Below are 19,618 nucleotides of genomic sequence, written 5' to 3' on the forward strand. Positions count from 1 at the left end.
CGCGATGGTCAACTTTTGCTTGGTGCCCGACTTTTGCTTGGTATTTTGCACGCGACCACCTAACCCATGACCGACATGGTGAGCAGCACCGCAGCGGCGCAGTACGCTACGCACGAGATCATGACGGCAATAACGTTCATGGCAGTGCCCGACGTGTTGAGGTCATGCTCGTCACGCCAGAACAGCACCATCAGGTAAATCACGGCGCTCATGTTGCCAACCAGGCAAATGATGGCAGCGATATTAAAGCACCCCGTAAAGAGTTGCTCCTCAAACATGGGTGCATCGGGGAACGCAGCGGTGCGCACCAGCTGGGCGCACAGGTAGGTCACGAGTGACAGAATCAGGCCCATGCCCGTGCTCTGGAAGAAGAACCCCAGATACGGCTTGGGCTCGTCGTCGTGACCGTCATACTCCAGGAAGTAGTTCTTGACGAACGACACCATGCGCGAGGCCGCCAGCAGCACGAGTGGCATGGCGCACATGGGGAACACCACCAGATGCGCGGAGCCGAGCGCCGTCCCCAGCACCGTTGCCATGATGCACGAGGCAATGCCCCACACGACAACCCAGTACTGGCGATGCACAAACCAGCTGAGCACGTTCGTCGAGTCGTCCGACGCGCTATCGCCCGAGCCGACACCGGCGATCTGCAGGTCCTCCTGGTGCTCCTCGGCGATAACGTCCATGGCGTCGTCGAAGGTTACGATACCCAGGATATGACGGTTCTCGTCGCAGACAGGGATGGCAACCAGGTCGTACTTGGTCATCTCGTCCGTCACGTCTTCCTGGTCCTCGTCGGGCGACACATAGACCAGGTCGCGATAGGCCAGCTGACCCAGCGTGGCGTCGCGGTCGGCTACGATCAGCGTGCGCAGCGAAAGCACGCCGGTGAGCATGCCGCTCGGATCCTCGGTATAGACGTAGTAGACGCTCTCGAAGTCCTCGTCGAGCTTGCGAATCGCCTCGATGGCGTCGCCGACCGTCGCCGTGGCGGGCAGCGAGACAAACTCCGAGGTCATGATGCGGCCGGCGGTGTTGTCCTCGTAGCCCAGCAGATTACGAATCGCCTTCTCCTCCTTGACGCCCATCAGGCGCAGGAGCTTCTCGGCCTTCTCATAATCGAGTTCGTCGATCAGGTCGGCAGCGTCGTCCGGGTCCATCATGGCCAGCATCGACGATGCGTCGGTATCGGACAGGCCCTCGAGCATCTCGGTCATAAGCTCGTCGTCATCGAACTCCGAGATGGCCTCGGCGGCCTGGGCAGTATCGAGCTGCGCAAACACCTGCGCACGCAGGCGCGGGTCGAGCTGCTCGATGATGTCGGCAATGTCGGCAGGGTGCAGCTCGCCAAGCGTCTTGTGCGACACCGAGAGTTGAATGTTCTTGGTCGAGCGGTCGAGCAGGTCCATGTAGGACCAAGCGATGATGTCCTCACTGAGCGGCTTGCCCAGGTGCTTCATAAAGCCTTCGACGATATGCTCGAGCGCGGGGCTGATGGCGCGTAGCAGACCACGGGCACCGACCTCGGCGCCCAGCAGGCGCAGCTGGTTTTCGCCCGACATGGAAAACTTGATGTCGTTTACGCGCACGACCTTCATGCCCTGCGTGTCGACGATCTGCTTGTTGAGCACGTCGCGGGCGAGCAGGAGTTCGGTCGGCTGCAGGTACGAAAAACGGATTTCGGTGGCCGACGTCTTAAGGTGTACACCCGTCTCGTCGATACGGTCGACCCATTTGCGCCAGCTGATCATAAACGGCGTCTTGCCGGGGCCGCGGAACGCGAGCGACGTCACGTGTGGAAAAACTTCGCCGGTAGCAATGCCAAAATCGTTCACAACGCCGAGCTTTTCGCCATCGACGTCCAAGACCGGCAATTTGAGCATCTCACTCAGATAATTCAATGGTGCTCCCCATCATTATTCCTTCGGGCTGCGGCCGTGATGGCGCACGCTCCGTGGGCTTCTGGATATGTATACGCATGCGCGGGCGGCACGCCGCTCGACGCTTACACCCCGTGCATGCGCAAAAAGCACCTGCATGGGGTCATCGACTGTATGGTCGAGGTTTGGATTTCACCTGTAACCTTTCTCTTGACCCTCATTAACCGCAGTAACTATAGCATCAGCATCGCCCTGCGGCATCGAATTTATGCGCTGCACATTGCAGGCATACCAAACACTGACGCATCCGTGACATAGTCATTGGGGACGTTCTTAAATGACTACCCAATGACTACTCCGTGGTGTCGTCGTCCTCGGCAAGCTGGGGGAACACGGCGTCCTTGGGCATGGTGACCTTCGTCAGCGAGGTGAGCTTTTTGCTCAGCGACGTGTCCGTCTTGACCAGGTCGCTGAGCGTCACGATCTTGTAGCCGTCGGCAATGAGGCCGTCGATAATTTGCGGCAGCGCCTCGAGTGTCTGCTCAGCGCATTCGTCTCTATCGGTGAGCAGCACGATATTGCCCGGCGTCACCGAATCGAGCACCGTCGAGACTTGCTCGTCGGCACCGTTGAGCAGCCAGTCGCCCGAGTCGATATTCCACGAGACCACGGCGGAGACCAGGTCCATCGCATCAATCCAGTTTTGCTCGTCAAAGGCAGCGTAGGGAGCACGCAGTAGCATCGTCTTCACGCCGGTCGCCGACTTAATCGCATCGGTGCCTTTCGTGATCTGTTCGCGTACCGCCTCACGGTCCTGGCCCTTGAGCGAATCGTCGCTGTAGCTGTTGGATCCGATCTCGCACCCGGCATCGACAATCGCCTTGGCCGTGGCAGGCGAGGCCTCGGCCGCATCGCCCGAAAGGAAGAACGTCGCGGTGACGCCCTTTTCCTTGAGCACCTGCAAGATCTGTTTGGTGGCGCCGCTCGGACCCTCGTCAAACGTCAGCGCCACGTACTTTTTGTTGCCCTTGGGCGCCACGCTGGCGCACGCAACGACGCAATCGGTGGCGGGCACAACCTCGCCGCGGTCTTGCGTCTTGCCCGACTGCTCACCAACCCACACCTCGGAGCGGCCCTGGACACCCCACGTCTGCACATACTCGATAGCGCCCGTGCCTTCGACCTTGAGCTTGGGCTCGTTAACCGTAGCCTGAACCTCGTGCTTCTCGTAGATGTTACGGCCATCCTTGACCGTCACCTTCTCGCCACCCTCAAGTTCGCGGCTATCCCATTTGCCCTGCTTCACGCGCTTGCCGTCGACCTTCACCGACAGCTTTTCGCCGCCATGGCGCTTGAGCACGCTGTCGTCGACGGCCAGCAGATCGCCGGCGTCGTACGTTTCGGTCAGGCTTTGATCGTCGATAAGATTCTGCAACGTAGAGCCCACGCGCACCGCGGTCTTTTGCCCGTTGAGTTCCACATCCACGCTGCGGTTGACGTAGCCCACGACGGCAGCGATAAACAGCACGAGTGCGCAACCCACGGCGATGAGCGCATAGGGCAGGCGAGACGAACGACGGGGTGTGCGGCTGTTGCCGATGCGAGCGCTGCGGTCGCTAAAGCCGCGGCTATGGTTGAGATACATCGCGCCGGGCTTACGGTGACGCTTGCGCTGACCGCTGGGCAGCTGCCCCAGGTCGCGGCGCGCCGTCGGACGCGCACCCGAACGCCCGTTTAAGTTGGATCCGTTTTGGCGCATATGCCCTCCCCCATAAACACAGCAAGCCGGAGCAACAGGTCTCCGGCTTGCCTCCCATCATTTGGTACGTCGCTATTTTGTAGCTTTTGACGAGCCTCCGCTCGCCTTTTGGTATTCGTCCTTAAAGGCCTTGAACATGCCGCGCGTCTTGCCGAGCTGCTTGCCCAGTGCGCGGCTGCCCTTGTCCACGGCAACCGATCCCTTGTCGTCGAGCACCTTGGCGCCCTTTTTGACCTTGTCGCCCACCACGACGCTGGCCTCGGCGGCCTTGGCAGCCGCACCGCCCGAATACCCGAGCGACTTGACCTCGTCCGAGACGACCATCGCGCCGTTCTCGTAGCCGCGCAGCATCGTCGGCGGCACCTGCGTGTCACCGACCAAAACACTCGAAGCAGCACCGGCGGTCACATAGAATGCCTGCACGATGCCCGAGCGTGGCTTGAACTCAACGTCCGAGCAATAGCCCACGACGTCGCCCGATTCCGTGCGCACGTCCATACCAACCCAGATGATGCAATCATCCAGATTGATGTCGAGACGCTTGGCCGCAGCGGCATCGTAGGTGCCCTTGACGTCATCGACCGCAATGGCGCCCTCGTAGACACCAATGGCGTCGAGCGCTACGAATCGGTCGGGACGCTCGATCATGCCAGCGATATCGGACTGGCGGACCATAAAGCCGACCACGCGCGTACCGCCCGGGGTAAAGACCGGAAAGTGAATCTTTCCGAGCTTTTTAGGGCTGCGCGGCGTGCCGTCCTTTTTGGTGCGCTTATCCTCGGTAGGCTTGCGATAGATCTTGGCGCCGACAAAATCCCCGGCGCGCATTATGCCTCGGTCGAGGGCTCCGCAGCCTCGGTATCAGCCTCGACGGCGTTCTCGACCACGACGTCGACGGCAGGCGTCACGTTGCCGCCCGAAATGGCGTCGTTGAGCTGCTCGCGCAGCTGGTCCATGCGCTCGCGGGCCAGGTCGACCTTGGCGCGCAGGTCGTCGGTCTTGGCGTCGACCATCGGGCCAAAGTCATTCACCGCAGCACGGGCCTCCTCGGCGCTGTGCTCGTAGGTGTCGCGCATATTGTCCCAGGCGTCGTTGGCGATATCGGCAGCCATGGCGCGGGTCTCGGCGCCCGAGCGCGGGGCCAGAGCAACGCCGACAATAGCGCCGGCAGCGGCACCAAAAAGTGCGCCGGAGACAAAGCTGAAAGTCTTACCCATGATCATTCCTCTCCTGCGGGCACGTCGGTGCCCACCGTTTGAATGCTGTCCATTATACCCGCAGCGCATCACTTGCCGCTCCGCTCATCTGCGTACGGCAAAGGCGCAGGTACGTGATGGTGATAAACGCGTAGGCCTACTCCTGGGGCATAGCCGGCATGGCCACCGTGGCACCCGGGTCCTCGCCGGCGCCGTCCACGAGCGGCAGGCCGCCCTCATGCGCAGGCCCTGCCGGAACCGTCGCCGCACCGCCAAAGACGGCAGCGGAGGCCTCGTGGTTCTCAACAACCGCGCCCTCGGTATCAATCGCCACCTGGGGCTCGTCGTCAAAGTTGGGGACGCCCTGGGGCTCGGTGGGAACAGGCTCGGCGGTCGCATCGGCAACGGGCTCGGAGTCGACCGGCACATCGCCCTCGTCAGCGCCCTCGTCCTCGGCAGCATCTTCGCCGTTCGCAGCGGCGACGGCCTCGTGAGGATCCTTGCCCTCGGCCTCGGCGCGCATGCCCAGCACCAGGTTGCGCAGGCCTGCGACCGTGCCTTCCACGTCGGGGGCAGGCTGGTCGGCGTGCAGATAGGCCCAGTCCATCATAAAGGTGGCCGAAGACAGCGCGCCGATGGCCAGCGCGTCGTCGGGGCACGAAAGCTCAACCTCAAAGACGCGCTCGTCGTGCTCGCTTACGCGCGTGCGGCCGCACGAGATGCTACCGGCAAGACCGGTCTCGTTCATGAGCTCGACCGTCACATGCTCCAGCAGGTGGCAGAGCTCGGTCTGGCCCATGCAGTCCTGGAACTCGCGGCCGGAATCGCCCAGGCACAGGTGCTTGGCAATAGCGGGCACCAGGTAGTACACGCGCGCCGTGGCCTCGATGTCCTCCGAGGTCATGAGCGGCATGCCGGGGTTCACCAGCACATGCGCGCAGATCTTGTCCTCGCTGACGGTGACCTTAAGGATGTTGAACAGGCCTGCCATAACTCTCCCCTACTCTTCCTTGTCCTACTCGTCGCCGTCGTGCGGATTCGCGGAACCCGCACTCGGCGTCGTCGGCTCGTCTACCGAAGACTCGGAATCCTTCTTATCGGTTTCGGCCGGAGCGATCACGCGAATGAGCGAGATGCGCTGGCCACGCATCGACTGCACTTTAAACTTGTACCCCGCGACCTCAAACACCTCTCCGATGTCGGGCACCGAGTCGCAAAGCTCCAAAATCCAGCCGGCGATGGTCTCATAATCATCGCTTTCCTCGAGCGGCCAACCAAGCTCAATCGCGTCATCGCACGAAAAACGCCCATCAACGAGCCACTCGCGGCGCGAAAGGCGCGTGAGATACTTGTTGTCGGGGTCGAACTCGTCCTCGATCTCGCCGACGATCTCCTCGACGATGTCCTCGATGGTGATGATGCCGGCCGTGCCGCCGTACTCGTCCACGACCACCACGATCTGGTCGTGCGAGGTCTGCATCTCGGACAGCAGCGGCAGGATGTCCTTGGTGTCGGGCACAAAGGTGGCGTCGCGCAAAAAGTCGGCGATGGGCTGGTCGCCCTTGCCGTCGAGCGCGGGCTGAATCAGGTCCTTGATGTGCGCGATGCCGGCGACGTTGTCGGGATCCTCGTGATAGACGGGGATGCGACTAAAGCCGGTCTGGCGCATGGTGGACAGCACGTCGGCGACCGTCTCGTCGTCCTCGCACATGGTGGTGTCCACGCGCGGCACCATGACCTCGCGGGCAACGGTGTCGCCCAGGTCGAAGATCTCGTGGATCATGCGCTTTTCCTCGTCGAGCAGGTCGTCCTGCTCCGAGACCATGTACTTGATCTCTTCTTCCGAGACGTTCTGACGGTCGTCGGCACTCTTGATGCGCAGAATACGGGCCAGGCCATCGGAGCAAGCGCCAGTCAGCCACACGAGCGGGCGGGCAATCTTCTGGAACACGGAAAGCGGGCCCACGACCTGCTTGGACACGCCCTCGGCATTGGCCAGGCCGATGCGCTTGGGGACGAGCTCGCCGATCACGATGGACACGAAGGCGACCGCGACGGTGATGATGACCGGCGCCAGGCCGCGTGCGATGGCGGAGAGCGGCGCGATGCCAAAGCTCATGAGCCACGTGGCGAGCGGGTCGGACAGGCTCGTCGAGGCGACGGCGGACGAGGCGAAGCCCACGAGCGTGATGGCGACCTGGATGGTGGCGAGCAGCTGGTCGGAGTCGGCAGCCAGCTTAATGGCATGCTCGGCGCGCTTGTCGCCTTCCTCGGCCTCGTGCTCCAGCACGGCGCGCTTGGCCGTGGTGAGCGCCATCTCTGACATAGAGAAGTAGCCGTTGATGAGGGTCAAAACGAGGGTGGTGATAAGGGAGATGGTTATGTCCATCGGGAGTTTCTCGAACCTCCAAGATTCGGGACGTCGGATTATAACGTTGGTGGCGGATACGGCAATTGCACTGGCGACCGAGCGGGGGCACGGGCGCTGGCGTGGTCGCTAGATTACGAAGAGGATCACCGCCATGAACTGGAAGATGCTGCCGGCGAGTACCCACAGGTGAAACACGCTGTGAAGATAGCGCACGTTTTTGGCGATATAGAACGGCACGCCCGCGGTGTAGCACACGCCGCCGACGGCGAGCAGGGCAAGTGCCACGGGGTTGAGCAGCGCCACAAGTTCGGGCAGCTTAAAGACAACGAGCCAGCCCATCAGCAGATAGACCAGGCCGCTTACCCAATGCGGCTGGCGCTCGCGCAGGAAGCACTCGAGGGCGATGCCGATGATGGCGATGGCCCATACGGCAAAGAACAGCACAGCGCCGCCGTCGTTTGCGAGCGTGATGAGGCAAAACGGCGTATAGCTGCCGGCTATGAGCAGGTAGATGCAGCTGTGATCGATGATGCGAAACACGCGCTTGGCGCGCGCGGGCTGAATCGCGTGGTAGAGCGTGGAGGCTAGGTATTCGAGGATAATGCTGACGCCATAGACAATTGCCGCGGCCATGTGGGCCGGGCCTCCGCCGCGCAGGGCGGCGAATACGATCAGGAGCACCAGGCCCGCGATACCCAGCAGGCAGCCGACACCATGGGTGACGGAGTTCATGATCTCCTCACCCACCGTGTAGTGTGGAACGGCCGCGGTCTTGGGTCGCGGCTTAGAACTGTCGCTCGAATCGGACATGCCGGTTACATCCTCCAACGTAAAGAGTTCTCAACACTATATCAAAGCGTCTGGGTACGTGCGAAATTTGCACCATACGTGACCCCTTGTTTACCCATTCTTTGCTTGTTGACGCATCAACGGCAAACGTCCATAATGCGCTTGCATTAAATGTTGATGTATTAACATCTTATAGGAAAGCTTCTTATGTCTCAAAACGCACGTTCCCATCGAAAGCTCAAGATAGCCGGCGTCGTTGCACTGGTGGTTGTCGTTGCGCTGCTCGGATTTGCCGGCAACTTCCTGTTTGACTTCGCGCTGAATCCCCGCGCGCCATACACCATGAAGATGATGCAGGATAGCAAGAACGACAAAGAAGGTGAGCAGCCGGATGCCGAGGATACCGAGGCGCGGGCATGGTTTAAAGAGAACCGCGAGAGCAGCAGCCTCACTGCGGACGACGGGACCGAGCTTGCCGCCTGGTATTTTGCTGCGTCAGAGAGCACGCACGACTACGCCGTCTGCCTGCATGGATATACCAACGAGCCCATCGGTATGGCCCGATACGTCAAGCGATTCCACGACCGCGGCATGAACGTACTCGCACCCGCCGCACGCGCCCACGAGCGCTCCGGCGGCGACTATATCGGCATGGGCTGGCCCGAGCGGCTCGATGTCGTCGCATGGATCGAGCGAATCGTTCAGGCTGACCCCGAGGCGCGCATCCTGGTCTTTGGCGAGTCGATGGGTGCGGCAACTGCCATGAACGTCGCGGGGGAATCTCTGCCCGCAAACGTGGAATGCATTATCGAGGACTGCGGTTATACAAGTGTTTGGGACGAGTTTTCTCTGCAGCTCAAGGACGTGTTCGGCCTGCCCAGCTTTCCCTTGCTCGATGTAGCCAACTTGGTGTGCAACGTGCGCGCGGGCTACGACTTTCATAAAGCGAGCAGTGTGGAGCAACTCAAACACGCGACGGTTCCCATGCTGTTTATCCACGGCGACCAGGACACCTTTGTACCGTACAGCATGCTCGACCAAAACTACGACGCGTGCGCCAGCAAGGTCAAGCAAAAGCTCACTATCCATGGCGCCACCCACGCCAAGAGCGCGCAGGTCGACCCCGAACTCTACTGGAATACGGTCGACAACTTCCTCGACAAGAATTTTTAGGCAAAAAGCAACGTCTGGGGTTTTGTTGCCAAAAATCGGTTTGTAGTCGGCGGTATTCGATTTTTCACCGCACTTCTGAAAAGCCGCCCGCAAGCGTTGTGCTCGTGGGCGGCTTTTGCTCAACTAACGCTACAAAGGCGCTTGTTTTGTCCAATAGCTAGGCGCTACTTGACCTCGATGAGCTCGTACTTGCTCGTGCCCAGGCCGATCTTTTCGGCGTGCGCGATGCACGCGCGCCAGTCGGTGTCGGGATGCGTGATGCAGAAGGGATCCTTGGCCTGCTCGCCCTCCAGATGCTCGTGGTTATGCTCCATCTTGGCCGCGCTGTCGGTGAGCTCGGTGTTGGGCAGCGGCTCGGATGCCATGACGGCATCGGCGCAGGCCTGGTCGATGGCGACCGGGTCGAAGCTCGCGAACATGCCGATATCGTTGACGATAGGCGTGTCGTTTTCGGGATGGCAATCGCAGTTGGGGCTGATATCCATAGCGAGCGAAATGTGGAAGCTCGGGCGATCCTGGACAACGGCCTTGGTGTACTCGGCGATCTTGCAGTTGAGCACGTCGGCCGCGGCCTCATAGCCGGGCTTGATGCAGTCCTGGTTGCATGCCGCAATGCAGCGTCCGCAGCCCACGCAGCGATCGTGGTCGATGGCAGCCACGTGCACCGTGCGAGTGTTGCCGTTAGCAAGCTCGCGCTCGCGAGTATCGTCAAACGAGATGGCGTTGTGCGCGCAGATCTTTTCGCAGGCACGGCAGCCAACGCAGTGCTCGGGCGCGACGTTCGGCTTGCCGGCGGCATGCTGCTCCATCTTGCCGGCACGGCTGCCGCCTCCCATGCCCAGGTTCTTCATGGCGCCGCCAAAACCGGCCTGCTCATGGCCCTTAAAGTGGGTGAGGCTGATCACGATATCGGCATCCATGAGCGCCTGACCGATCTTGGCCTCGTGCACGTACTCGCCGCCCTCGACCGGGACGAGCGCCTCGTCGGTGCCTTTGAGGCCGTCGGCAATGATGATCTGGCAACCCGTGGCATACGGGGTAAAGCCGTTCTGGTAGGCGGTATCGATGTGCTCGAGCGCGTTTTTGCGGCTACCGACATAGAGCGTGTTGCAGTCGGTGAGGAAGGGCTTGCCACCCAGCTCCTTCACGACATCCGCGACGGCGCGGGCGTAGTTGGGGCGCAGAAAGCTCAGGTTGCCCAGCTCGCCAAAGTGAATCTTGATGGCGACGAACTTGTTCTCAAAGTCGATCTGCTCGATACCGGCGTGACGGATGAGGCGCTTGAGCTTGTCGAGCTGGCTCTCGCGAGCATGCGTGCGCAGGTTGGTGAAGTACACCTTAGCGGGTGCTGCGGGTGCAGTTGCGGTCATAGATATATCCCCTCTGTCTATATGGCGTTACAGACATAGAGGATGGTACCAGTTAAAGCAGAGTTAAAGTCAAGTACGGCACCTAGTCATTGGGAACGTTCTTAAATGACTAGTCGCAAGGGACACTCTTTCGCCGCCCGGCAGTTGGAGACAGTCCTTGCCAGCCCGGCCGGCGAGCCGACGAATGGCAAGGACTGTCCCCGATGGCTACTCCTGCACTTTGAGGGCTTCGGCCAAACTGACGCGCTTGATGGAGCGCGTGTGCAGCAGTGCCACGACCAGGTAGGTCGCAAAGCCGATTCCTGCGCACGCCGCCATGGACCAAGCGGGCACGTAGATCTCGATATTGCCGTTGTAGGCGAGCAACATCGAGCGGAAGATGGCCGTGAGCGAGCCAATAATGACCGGCAGGCTCAGCACGAGCGACGCCACCACGCACAGCGTGATCGAGCGGATGTACAGATGCGAGATCTCGCCATCGCGATAGCCAAAGACCTTCATGTAGCTAATCGAACGGGCGCTGTGGTCGATCACAGCCTTGGTCAGCAGGTACATAAACAGCAGGAAGATAAACACCGCGAGCCCGACCATCATGCCGATCATTTTGCTCATCATGCCGATGAACTGGTCGCCCACGGCGCGCATGTCGTCGGGCGTGGTGTCGCCGGCAAAGTAGCGCGCGTCGAGGTCGAGCTTCTCGTCGCTCACATAGCCGTTAAAGTAGGCGGCGTCGTTGTCGAACAGCTCGTTAAAGTCTTCGATACTCATATAGATATTCATGTCCGACTTGGAGCCCCAGGCACAGTCCTTGCCCACGTACTCAAAGGAATAATTCTTGCCCTCATACTTGTCGTGGAACGTGACCTTCTGCCCCTCGCTCCAGCCAAACTTGTCGAGCAGGCCGCCGCCAAAGACGACGTGTCCGTCGCCGACGTTGAGGCCTTTCCAATAGCGCGAATCGGATGAAATGCCGTAGACGGAAATCGTCTCCTCGCCATTTCCATCGCCGCGGTCGCATTGCAGCTGGTAAACGGCATATTTCTCGGCCTGTGCGATTGTGCTCGCGCCGTTGCCGGTCGTATTGACCGGGTGGATATCGTCGTTGTCAGTGTCGACCTTAGAGGCCTTGTCGATCAGGCCGATGGCCTCATCGCGGTCGCAGCCGAGGGCATCGGCAACATCGTCAAGGCGCGCGTAGAGCGCATCCTTCTTGTCCTGGACCTTGGCAAGCGCGTCCTGCGCCGCGGCCAGGCTATCGGAAGACGGAGATGCGGTCGCGGCGGCGGCTGCCGTCTGCGCCGCATCGGCCGCGTCGTCGAGTTCGTCATCGGCATCTTGGGCGGCGGAAAGCAGCGCGCCGTCAACCGATTGCAAGCGCTCGAGTGCCGACCACTGTTCACGCTCCTCGGCAGTGCCCTCGAGCTCCAACGGCGCCTTGAGCGTGTACTGGTGCTCGGCGACCAGGCTTGTCTCGAGGTTGTCCGCATAGTGCGTCATCGTGGGCAGAATCGCCAGGCCAAAGAGCAGCAGTAGCGACGCAAATGCAATGCCCACGAAGAGTGTGGCGAAGTTGCCCAGATTGCGCAGGAAGATACGCAAGCGGAAGCGCGAGACAAAGCCCATGCGCTCCGGCAGCCGCAGGCCGCGCTTGGTGCCCGATTTGCCGCTCGACTCGTGACGAAGGAACTGCAACGGCGTCTTGCCCATCTTGCGAAGCAGACCCACCAGCGTGATGAGGACGAGCGCGGCGGCGGGAACCACGGCGCACTTCACAAAGATCTCCCAGCTCCAGTACACCTGGAAGGGCGGCAGGCTGTACGAGCCGTAATAGAGGCTGCGCATGGGCTCGGTAAAGAACACGACGCCGAGCGCAGTGCCCAAAAGCGCCGCGACCACGCCCACGATGGCGGGAAGCGCAAGGTAGTGCAGCACGATCTCGCGTCGACGATAGCCGCTGGCGAGCAGCGTGCCGATGATGGCGCTCTCCTCCTCGATGGTGGCGTCGGTAAGGACCACAAAGACGAACGCCATGATCACGATGATGATATCGAGCAGCGTCATCCACATCATGGAGTCGCCGTCCACGTCATCGCGCGCATAGCCAATGCCCTGGTTGGAATCGGCGTCGATGAGGTCATCCACGCGTGCATCGGCATCGGTCAGCGCCTCGACCATATCCTGCTCGGCATCGATGCGGTCTGCAGTGGAGAGATCGCGATCGGTAAAGGTAAAGGAATAGGTGTAGGCGGGTGCGCCGCCGGCGTCCTCGAGCGCGGCAAAGCCGGCGTCGCTGACCTCGGCCACGCCATAGGTGATGGTGTTCACCGTAAAGTCCGAATTGTTGAGGAACAGCGCCTGGCTATCGGGCTGGGTCATGATGCCGCAGATGGTGTAGGTGCGGCCCTCAAGCTCGACCTTATCGCCCACGGCGAGGTCGTTGTTGGTGGCAAAAACTCGATCGATGGCCACCTCGTCGTCCGCCTTGGGTTCCCTGCCCTCACAGTAGGACGCGATATCGACCTTGGTGCGGTGCGCATAGGTGCGCAGCGTGCGCTTGGTGCCGTCGTCGCCGGACACCTTTTTGCTGATGGCGTCGATGGAGAAATTCTTGTAGAGCGTGACGCCGCCGACGTCGTCTGCCGCGTCCTCGGCTGCCTTGAGCTGGTCTTTGGTGGCCTCGAAGGAGGTGGTCACGCGGCCGTCCTCAATCGTGTACGCATCGCGCATGTCGTCGATAAGGCAGCCGATGGAATGCGCCGCAAGCAAAAAGCCCGATGTAAGGGCAATGCTTCCGCACATAAGCAAAAAGATGCCCAGGTACTTACCGATATTGCGGCGCAGCTCGCGCGGGAGACGTTTTGCGAGAGGTGTCATGGCGCCGCCTACCAATCGAGCTCGGCGGCTGCGACGGGCGACTCGTTGAGCTCATCCTCGACGATGCGCCCGTCGCGCAGGCGCAGCACGCGATTGGCCATGCGCGCGATGGCGGCATTGTGGGTGACAATGATGATGGTGCAGCCGTAGGTGCGGTTGACATCCTCCATGAGCTGCAAGATTTCCTTGGACGTCTTATAGTCAAGTGCGCCCGTGGGCTCGTCGCACAGCAGCAGGCCCGGGTTTTTGACGAGTGCGCGGCCGATGGCACAGCGCTGCTGCTGGCCGCCCGAAACCTGGCGCGGAAACTTGTTGCGGTGCTCGTAAAGGCCCAGCGAACGCAGCAGGTCGTCGACGTTGAGTGGCTTTTTGGACAGGTGTGCCGTGACCTCGATGTTTTCCTTGATGGTGAGGTCGGGCACCAGATTATAGAACTGGAACACGAAGCCCAGCTCGCGGCGTCGGTATTCGCCCAGGTCGGTGGCGTTGAGCGTGGTGAGGTCGCAGCCGTCCACCAGAATAGAGCCGCCGTCGGCATCCTCCAGGCCGCCGATCAGGTTGAGAAAGGTCGACTTACCCGAGCCCGAGGGCCCCAGCATGACGCAGATCTCGCCGCGGTTGATGGACGTGTCGATGCCATCGAGTACCATCAGGCGCGCATCACCGTCGCCGTAATGCTTTTTGAGATCCTTAACCTGGACATAGGCTTCCTGCGTTGCCATGGTATCCCCCGTTGTTAGCCTCGTACTACTTTATGAGCGTAATAGTAAACCATGGCGAACTATTTTGGAGCGAGGCTCGGGATTTATTTCAGACTGGTCATTGGGGACGCTCTAAATGACTAGGTGGCTAGGCGCGGGATTTGGCGCGTGCGAGGGCCAGACCTACGGCGGCAATGGCGGCGGCGAAGAGCACCGTGACGCCCAGATCGCAGGCGATGTCGCTCAGCACGGCAGACGTCAGATCCGAGGCAAGTGCCTTGCTGATCGCATCGTTCACCCAATATGTCGGCACAAAGTGCGCCACGGTCTGCACGGCCGAGCCCATGAGCGACAGCGGCATCCAGGCACCGCCCAAAAACGTCATGAGCATGCCGAGTAAGTTGCCCACGCCGTTGAGCAGCTCCTCGCGCGCACCCAGGCTCGACAACGCAAAGCCAACGGCCAGCGGCGTGCACGCCAGGGCAAACGTCGCCGCCAGCGCCAGACACACACGACCCGCGCCGACCTCGGCAACCGCGCCGGCAAAGCCCACGACGCCCATCATACTCGACACGAGCCAAATGCAGACGGTGAGCACGGCGGCGGCCGCAAACACGGCAAGCGAACGCTGGCGATCGGAGATTGGGCCGGCATCCATGCGGCGCACGCGCTCGGGCTCGTTCATGCCCGAAAACACCAAGCCCACCGACACGATGACCGACGAGATAATCGCGTACGCGCCAAAGTTGAAGTACGACTCGAGCGTGGCGGCAGCAGCCGAGTCGACCTTGACCCGCTCGATCTGGACCTCCGCGCGCTTTGCAGCGGCATGTTCGGCGGCCTTGGCAACGTCGCCGTTGGAGGCAGTGGGCTCAAGTGCGGCTGCAGCGCCCGCGAGCGAGATCCAGCGCGAAGCCTCGGCAAACGAAAGCGCCGCCGCCATGGTGCCGGCACCGTAGGTCACATCGAGCTTGGGCAGGGACTCCCCCGCGCGGGCAGCCACGACCAGGTCGTCCTCGAACCCCTCCGGGATAAAGAACACGCAGTCGGCGCTGCCCTTGGCGCTGTTGCTCTTGGAGAGCGCGTCCGCAAGGTCGTACGTGTCATCGCCGACGCCCGTGACCAGGTCAAACCGCGAACCTAGGTGCTTGGTGAGCGCACGTGAAAGATCACTGCCATCGCGGTCGACCACGATCACGTTGGCGTCGTAGGGCTTGTACTCGGTAAGCTGCGACGAGTTCCAGCTCACCGATGCCGCGATGAATACGCCCATCAGCGAAATGAACACCGTGTAGATGAGCAGGTAGAACGGGTGAGCGAGCGCCATGCGAAGCGCGGTCTTAAAGGTGCTCATAGCGGCTCCTTCCAAAGATCAGCGTGGCGGCGGCAACGAACAGCAGTGCCATGAGGACCAGTGCGCCGGCGCGAACGGCAAAAGGATCCAGGTCCTCAAAGAAATACAGGCGGTTGAACATGTCGCAGATGAGCTTGACGGGGTTGAGCCAGCACTCGGCCGGACAGGCGCGGGCGACGTCATCGGCAAGCGCCATCGCCGGTTCGCCGTAGAGCCCAGCGAACAAAGCGCACGTGGTGGCAAAGCCTGTGAGGATGCCCGACTTGGATGCCTTGCCGCCCTTAACGGGAAGCGTGCCCACAAAGAGTCCCAAGCCCGTGGCGGCAAGCGCGGAAGCGGCACCGCCCACCAGACACAGCCCCTCGCGCCCGCCAAAGTCGACGCCCACAACCAGGCGCACGTAGCCGATCGCGATCGCCATCGAGGCAAAGGAGACCAGCCACGAGCCCACAAAGATACCGGCCAGCGACGCCGTTTTGGAAAGACCGCCCGCGCAGCGGCGCGCGCCAAGGCCCGACAGATTGGGCTGCAGATCGACGACGCTCAAGGCGGCAAACTCCGCAGACATCATCGCGACCAGGCCGAAGAGCGCGTAATAGTAGATGACCGCGCCATCGGGCGTGGTGCGTGTCAGGCTTACGCGGCGGGTGCCGCCCTCGAGCGACAGGGCGCGCGCAACCGCCTCCGGGTCGGCGAGCGCCGCCGGGTTGTCCTGGGCAATCTGGGACATGAGCTCGGCATTTTGTGTATACGAGCTTGCCACCGTCTCCAGGATGCTGCGATCGGTGAGCACCGATGATGCGCGCGAGCTGTCGTAGCTCGATAGCAGTGTGAGCTTGGGTGCGCCTGCGTCGTCGACCGTATAGATGCCCGCGACCTCGCCGGCCTTAAGCGCACGGTTCGCATCGGCTGCGTCGTCGCACTCGTGGATCTCGAGCAGCTGATTGTCGCTCTCCTTGGCAAGCGACGTCGCCACGTCCTTAAAGGTCGAGGCGTCCCAGGCCTCGTCCGCTATGACGGCAACCGGTACCGGGTCGACCGTGCCGTCAGAGCTCAGATTCGCAAACATAAACATGAACATCGTGGAAAGTGCGATGGGAAAGAGAGCGCCCCAGACCCACGTGCTCGGCCGGCGCAGCAGCGTCTTGACCGTAGTGATGATGGTGTTGAACATGACTGCCCCCTAGTCGCGCAGCTCGCGGCCGGTGATCTCGAGGAACACGTCGTTGAGGGTCGGCGGCTCGCTCCACACGCGGCCGAGCGCCACATCGGCGGCGCGCAGCGTGTCGAGGATGTCGACCAAATTGTGCGGGCTCGCTTCGCAGGTGCAGACGAGCTCGCCGCCGGACAGCTCGACGCTGAGCACGTGCTCGAGGGCGCGCAGCCGCTCGACCGTGGCTGGCTCGACGGCGCCCACCTCGACGGTCACGCGCTCGCCCATCTGAATCATGCGTTTGAGCTCGTCGTTGGTGCCCTGCGCCAGCACGCGGCCGCCGTCCATGATCATGATGCGGCTGCAGATTTGCTCGACTTCCTCCATGTAATGGCTGGTATACACCACCGTGGCGCCCCCGTCGCGCAGGCGGCAGATGCCCTCCAGGATGGCGTTGCGGCTCTGCGGGTCGACCGCCACCGTGGGCTCGTCAAAAAAGATGAGCTCGGGCTTGTGCGCGATGCCGCAGGCGATGTTGAGGCGTCGCGCCAGGCCGCCCGAGAGCTTGCCGGGGCGGAACTTGGCAAAGTCGCCCAGGCCGACAAAGTCGATGGCCTCGTCGACCAGCGCGCGGCGGCGCTTGCGGTCGTTGACGTAGAGGCTGCAGAAATAGTCGATGTTCTCGCGCACCGTAAGCTCGTCGAACACCGCCACCTGCTGCGGCACCACGCCGATGCGGCGCTTGAGGTCGTAGCGGGCGGGCGTCATGGGCTCGCCGAACAGTTCGATGGTGCCCTTGTCGTAGGCGAGCAGCTGCAGGATGCAGTTGATGGACGTGGTCTTGCCCGAGCCGTTGGGGCCCAGCAGGCCAAAGATCTCGCCGGGGGCGATGCTCAGGTTAAAGTGGTCGAGCGCAATAAGATCGTCGTAGCGCTTGACGAGGTTTTCGACGTGGACGATGTCTGTCATGAGGCGGCCCTTCTGTTGATTGCGGCCCGGTATGATTGCATCATCGCGGGAGCGGGCGGCGTGCACCAGTGAGCTTTGTCACGAGTGCGGAGCTTGGTCGCGTGGCCCGCCGGCGCTCCGCTTTGCCGCGCGGGAGGAATGTCACGGTTGTGCAGGCGGTCCCTCCACCACGCGCGGCTTCGCGTACAATACCCGTATGAACAGGCTTTTCGACAAATCGATTGTGCTGGCGTGCTGCATTGCGGCCGCCATGGGTCTTACTGTGGACGCTCGCCTGGTCGCGGCGTTTTGCCTTGGCGTTATCACCACCTCGCTGGCCGAGCTCGCGCAGGAGAAACGCGCCCGGCGCGCAATCGAGGCAGCGAGCTACGCTTTCATCATCGCGGCTGTCTTCGTGCCGCCGTTTGTGCCGTTTGCGTCTCTCGCTCTCTATGACATCGCGCGACGCGTGCGCCGTGAGCACGCCTGGGTCGCGCTGGGCATTGGCTCCGTCTTTGCTTTTGCGCTCATTGCGGACCTAAGCGCCGACGCGCTCACCGCTCGAACGCTCCTGCTGACCGCCATCCTTTCGGTTGCCGCCGCCTTGCTATCGCTACGTACCGCCCAGTTGGAGCGCGAGCAGCAGCGCATGCGCCGCACCCGCGACGAGCTGCAGGAACGGACCCTCGCGCTCGAAGCGCGCAACCGCGATCTTGCCGACCGTCAGGACTACGAAGTCGAGCTCGCGACGCTCGCCGAACGCGCCCGCATTGCGCGCGAGATCCACGATAACGTCGGGCACCAGCTCACGCGCGCCTCACTGCAGGCCGAAGCCCTGCGCGTGGTCCACGCCGACGAGCCCAGCGTCGCCGCCGATTTCGCCGACGTCAAACGCACGGTTGACGAAGCGCTCCAGCTTGTGCGCGCCAGCGTCCACGCGCTCAACGACAACGCCGTCGACCTTTCCATGCAGCTCGAACGCATTGTCGAAGGCGCGCGCTCGGACGGCGGCCCGCAGATTGAGCTTGAAGTTTTGGCCGAACATGCGCCCGCAAACGTCGCCAACTGCTTTGCGGCGGTCCTGCGCGAGGCGCTCTCCAACACCATGCGCCACGCTTGCGCCCATGCTGTCACCGTACGATGCATGGAGCATCCGTCGTTTTACCAGCTCATCGTTACCGACGATGGCGCGGGCGGGGTCCAAGCAAACGATCGCAGCGCCGCGGAGGGCATGGGGCTCGCCTCCATGCGCGAGCGCATCGAGGCGCTTGGCGGCACCTTCACCGCCGGTCCGCGTGCCGGCGCCGGCGGATGGCGCGTGTTTGCCACCGTTCCCAAATAGCAAGGAGATGAGGACCGATGAGGCTCATCGTTGTCGACGACGACCGCTTGGTGGTCGATTCGCTCAAGATTATCCTGGGCGCCCAGCCGCAGATCGAGGTGGTGGGTACCGGCGCCGACGGCAACGACGCAGTGGCTCTCTATGCCGAGCACGCACCCGATATCGCACTGCTCGACATTCAGATGCCGGGGCGCGACGGACTTTCGGCGGCACGCGAGATCCTTGAGCGCGACCCTGCGGCACGAGTGGTGTTTCTGACGACATTCTCAGATGACGAGTACATTGTGTCGGCGCTCAAGTTGGGCGCCCGCGGCTACCTGATTAAAACCGATGTCGCCGCCATTCCGCCAGCGTTAGCGCAGGTCATGGATGGCAAACGCGTGCTCGAAGGCAAGGCAATCGAGGACATCGATTTTGACGGAACGGACGTCGAGGCGGCCGCGACCCGCCGGCCCGCAGCCTTCGCCAGCCTAACCGACCGCGAGTTCGAAGTCGCCGAGCTCATCGCCCGCGGCCTCGACAACAAAGAGATTGCCGCCACCGCCTATATGGGCGAAGGCACCGTACGCAACCACATCAGTTCGATCCTGGCCAAAATGGGCCTGCGCAACCGCACGCAGATCGCCATCGCCTACCTGCGAGGGTAGTTGCCCAGCGGCCGACCGCCCCGGCATAGCAAAATGGCTGCTACCGCTTTAATGCCAT

16 protein-coding genes are annotated in these 19,618 nt (G+C 62.0%); 3 read left to right on the forward strand and 13 right to left on the reverse strand.

Going from position 1 to position 19,618, the window contains the following annotated elements; translation table 11 throughout:
- Positions 1-59: 59 nt before the first annotated feature.
- The 7 genes from ABCN01_RS04095 to trhA all read right to left on the reverse strand — a co-directional run bounded on the left by ABCN01_RS04095 (position 60) and on the right by trhA (position 8,019).
- Positions 60-1,904 carry a magnesium transporter gene (locus ABCN01_RS04095; RefSeq protein ID WP_117758587.1) on the reverse strand — a complete coding sequence of 615 codons (1,845 nt, stop codon included), beginning with the start codon at positions 1,902-1,904 and terminating at the stop codon, positions 60-62.
- 331 nt (positions 1,905-2,235) lie between these two features.
- The gene (locus tag ABCN01_RS04100; RefSeq protein WP_342996701.1) at positions 2,236-3,642 is read right to left on the reverse strand and encodes a polysaccharide deacetylase family protein; all 1,407 of its coding nucleotides are present in this window, start codon (positions 3,640-3,642) and stop codon (positions 2,236-2,238) included.
- 72 nt (positions 3,643-3,714) lie between these two features.
- Positions 3,715-4,470 carry a PRC-barrel domain-containing protein gene (locus ABCN01_RS04105; protein WP_342996702.1) on the reverse strand — a complete coding sequence of 252 codons (756 nt, stop codon included), beginning with the start codon at positions 4,468-4,470 and terminating at the stop codon, positions 3,715-3,717.
- Positions 4,470-4,859 carry a YtxH domain-containing protein gene (locus ABCN01_RS04110; RefSeq protein WP_342996703.1) on the reverse strand — a complete coding sequence of 130 codons (390 nt, stop codon included), beginning with the start codon at positions 4,857-4,859 and terminating at the stop codon, positions 4,470-4,472. Before ABCN01_RS04110 ends, ABCN01_RS04105 begins: the two co-directional genes overlap by 1 nt.
- Positions 4,860-4,995: 136 nt before the next feature.
- Entirely contained in the window at positions 4,996-5,829 is an 834-nt protein-coding gene (locus ABCN01_RS04115) for a cyanophycin synthetase family protein (protein WP_342996704.1), read from the reverse strand.
- Positions 5,830-5,853: 24 nt separating this feature from the next.
- Positions 5,854-7,227, reverse strand: a complete 1,374-nt coding sequence (locus ABCN01_RS04120) for a hemolysin family protein (RefSeq protein ID WP_342996705.1) — start codon at positions 7,225-7,227, stop codon at positions 5,854-5,856.
- Positions 7,228-7,335: 108 nt separating this feature from the next.
- A complete protein-coding gene (gene trhA, locus ABCN01_RS04125) occupies positions 7,336-8,019 on the reverse strand; it encodes a PAQR family membrane homeostasis protein TrhA (protein ID WP_172676303.1) in 684 nt (227 codons plus the stop codon).
- Between the two features lie 186 nt (positions 8,020-8,205).
- On the opposite strand from trhA, the gene ABCN01_RS04130 reads away from it, so the two are divergent.
- On the forward strand, positions 8,206-9,171 hold the full coding sequence (locus ABCN01_RS04130; RefSeq protein WP_342996706.1) for an alpha/beta hydrolase: 966 nt from the start codon (positions 8,206-8,208) through the stop codon (positions 9,169-9,171).
- 164 nt (positions 9,172-9,335) lie between these two features.
- Here ABCN01_RS04130 and ABCN01_RS04135 read toward each other — a convergent pair whose 3' ends face one another.
- The 6 genes from ABCN01_RS04135 to ABCN01_RS04160 all read right to left on the reverse strand — a co-directional run bounded on the left by ABCN01_RS04135 (position 9,336) and on the right by ABCN01_RS04160 (position 17,592).
- Positions 9,336-10,541, reverse strand: a complete 1,206-nt coding sequence (locus tag ABCN01_RS04135) for a DUF362 domain-containing protein (RefSeq protein WP_342996707.1) — start codon at positions 10,539-10,541, stop codon at positions 9,336-9,338.
- A gap of 207 nt (positions 10,542-10,748) precedes the next feature.
- Positions 10,749-13,415, reverse strand: coding sequence for an ABC transporter permease (locus tag ABCN01_RS04140; RefSeq protein ID WP_342996708.1), 2,667 nt, complete (start codon positions 13,413-13,415; stop codon positions 10,749-10,751).
- An 8-nt stretch (positions 13,416-13,423) separates the two neighbouring features.
- A complete protein-coding gene (locus tag ABCN01_RS04145) occupies positions 13,424-14,137 on the reverse strand; it encodes an ABC transporter ATP-binding protein (RefSeq protein WP_342996709.1) in 714 nt (237 codons plus the stop codon).
- A gap of 127 nt (positions 14,138-14,264) precedes the next feature.
- Positions 14,265-15,470, reverse strand: a complete 1,206-nt coding sequence (locus ABCN01_RS04150; protein WP_342996710.1) for an ABC transporter permease — start codon at positions 15,468-15,470, stop codon at positions 14,265-14,267.
- Entirely contained in the window at positions 15,457-16,644 is a 1,188-nt protein-coding gene (locus ABCN01_RS04155; protein WP_342996711.1) for an ABC transporter permease, read from the reverse strand. The genes ABCN01_RS04150 and ABCN01_RS04155 overlap by 14 nt, the downstream gene beginning before the upstream one ends.
- Before the next feature lie 9 nt (positions 16,645-16,653).
- The gene (locus ABCN01_RS04160; RefSeq protein ID WP_342996712.1) at positions 16,654-17,592 is read right to left on the reverse strand and encodes an ABC transporter ATP-binding protein; all 939 of its coding nucleotides are present in this window, start codon (positions 17,590-17,592) and stop codon (positions 16,654-16,656) included.
- 196 nt (positions 17,593-17,788) lie between these two features.
- On the opposite strand from ABCN01_RS04160, the gene ABCN01_RS04165 reads away from it, so the two are divergent.
- Positions 17,789-18,913 (forward strand): sensor histidine kinase, encoded by a 1,125-nt coding sequence (locus tag ABCN01_RS04165; RefSeq protein ID WP_342996713.1) that lies wholly within the window; start codon positions 17,789-17,791, stop codon positions 18,911-18,913.
- A gap of 17 nt (positions 18,914-18,930) precedes the next feature.
- Positions 18,931-19,560 carry a response regulator gene (locus tag ABCN01_RS04170; protein WP_342996714.1) on the forward strand — a complete coding sequence of 210 codons (630 nt, stop codon included), beginning with the start codon at positions 18,931-18,933 and terminating at the stop codon, positions 19,558-19,560.
- Positions 19,561-19,618 lie beyond the last annotated feature (58 nt).

It is taken from the genome of Collinsella aerofaciens, from assembly GCF_039062365.1.
Lineage (GTDB): Bacteria > Actinomycetota > Coriobacteriia > Coriobacteriales > Coriobacteriaceae > Collinsella.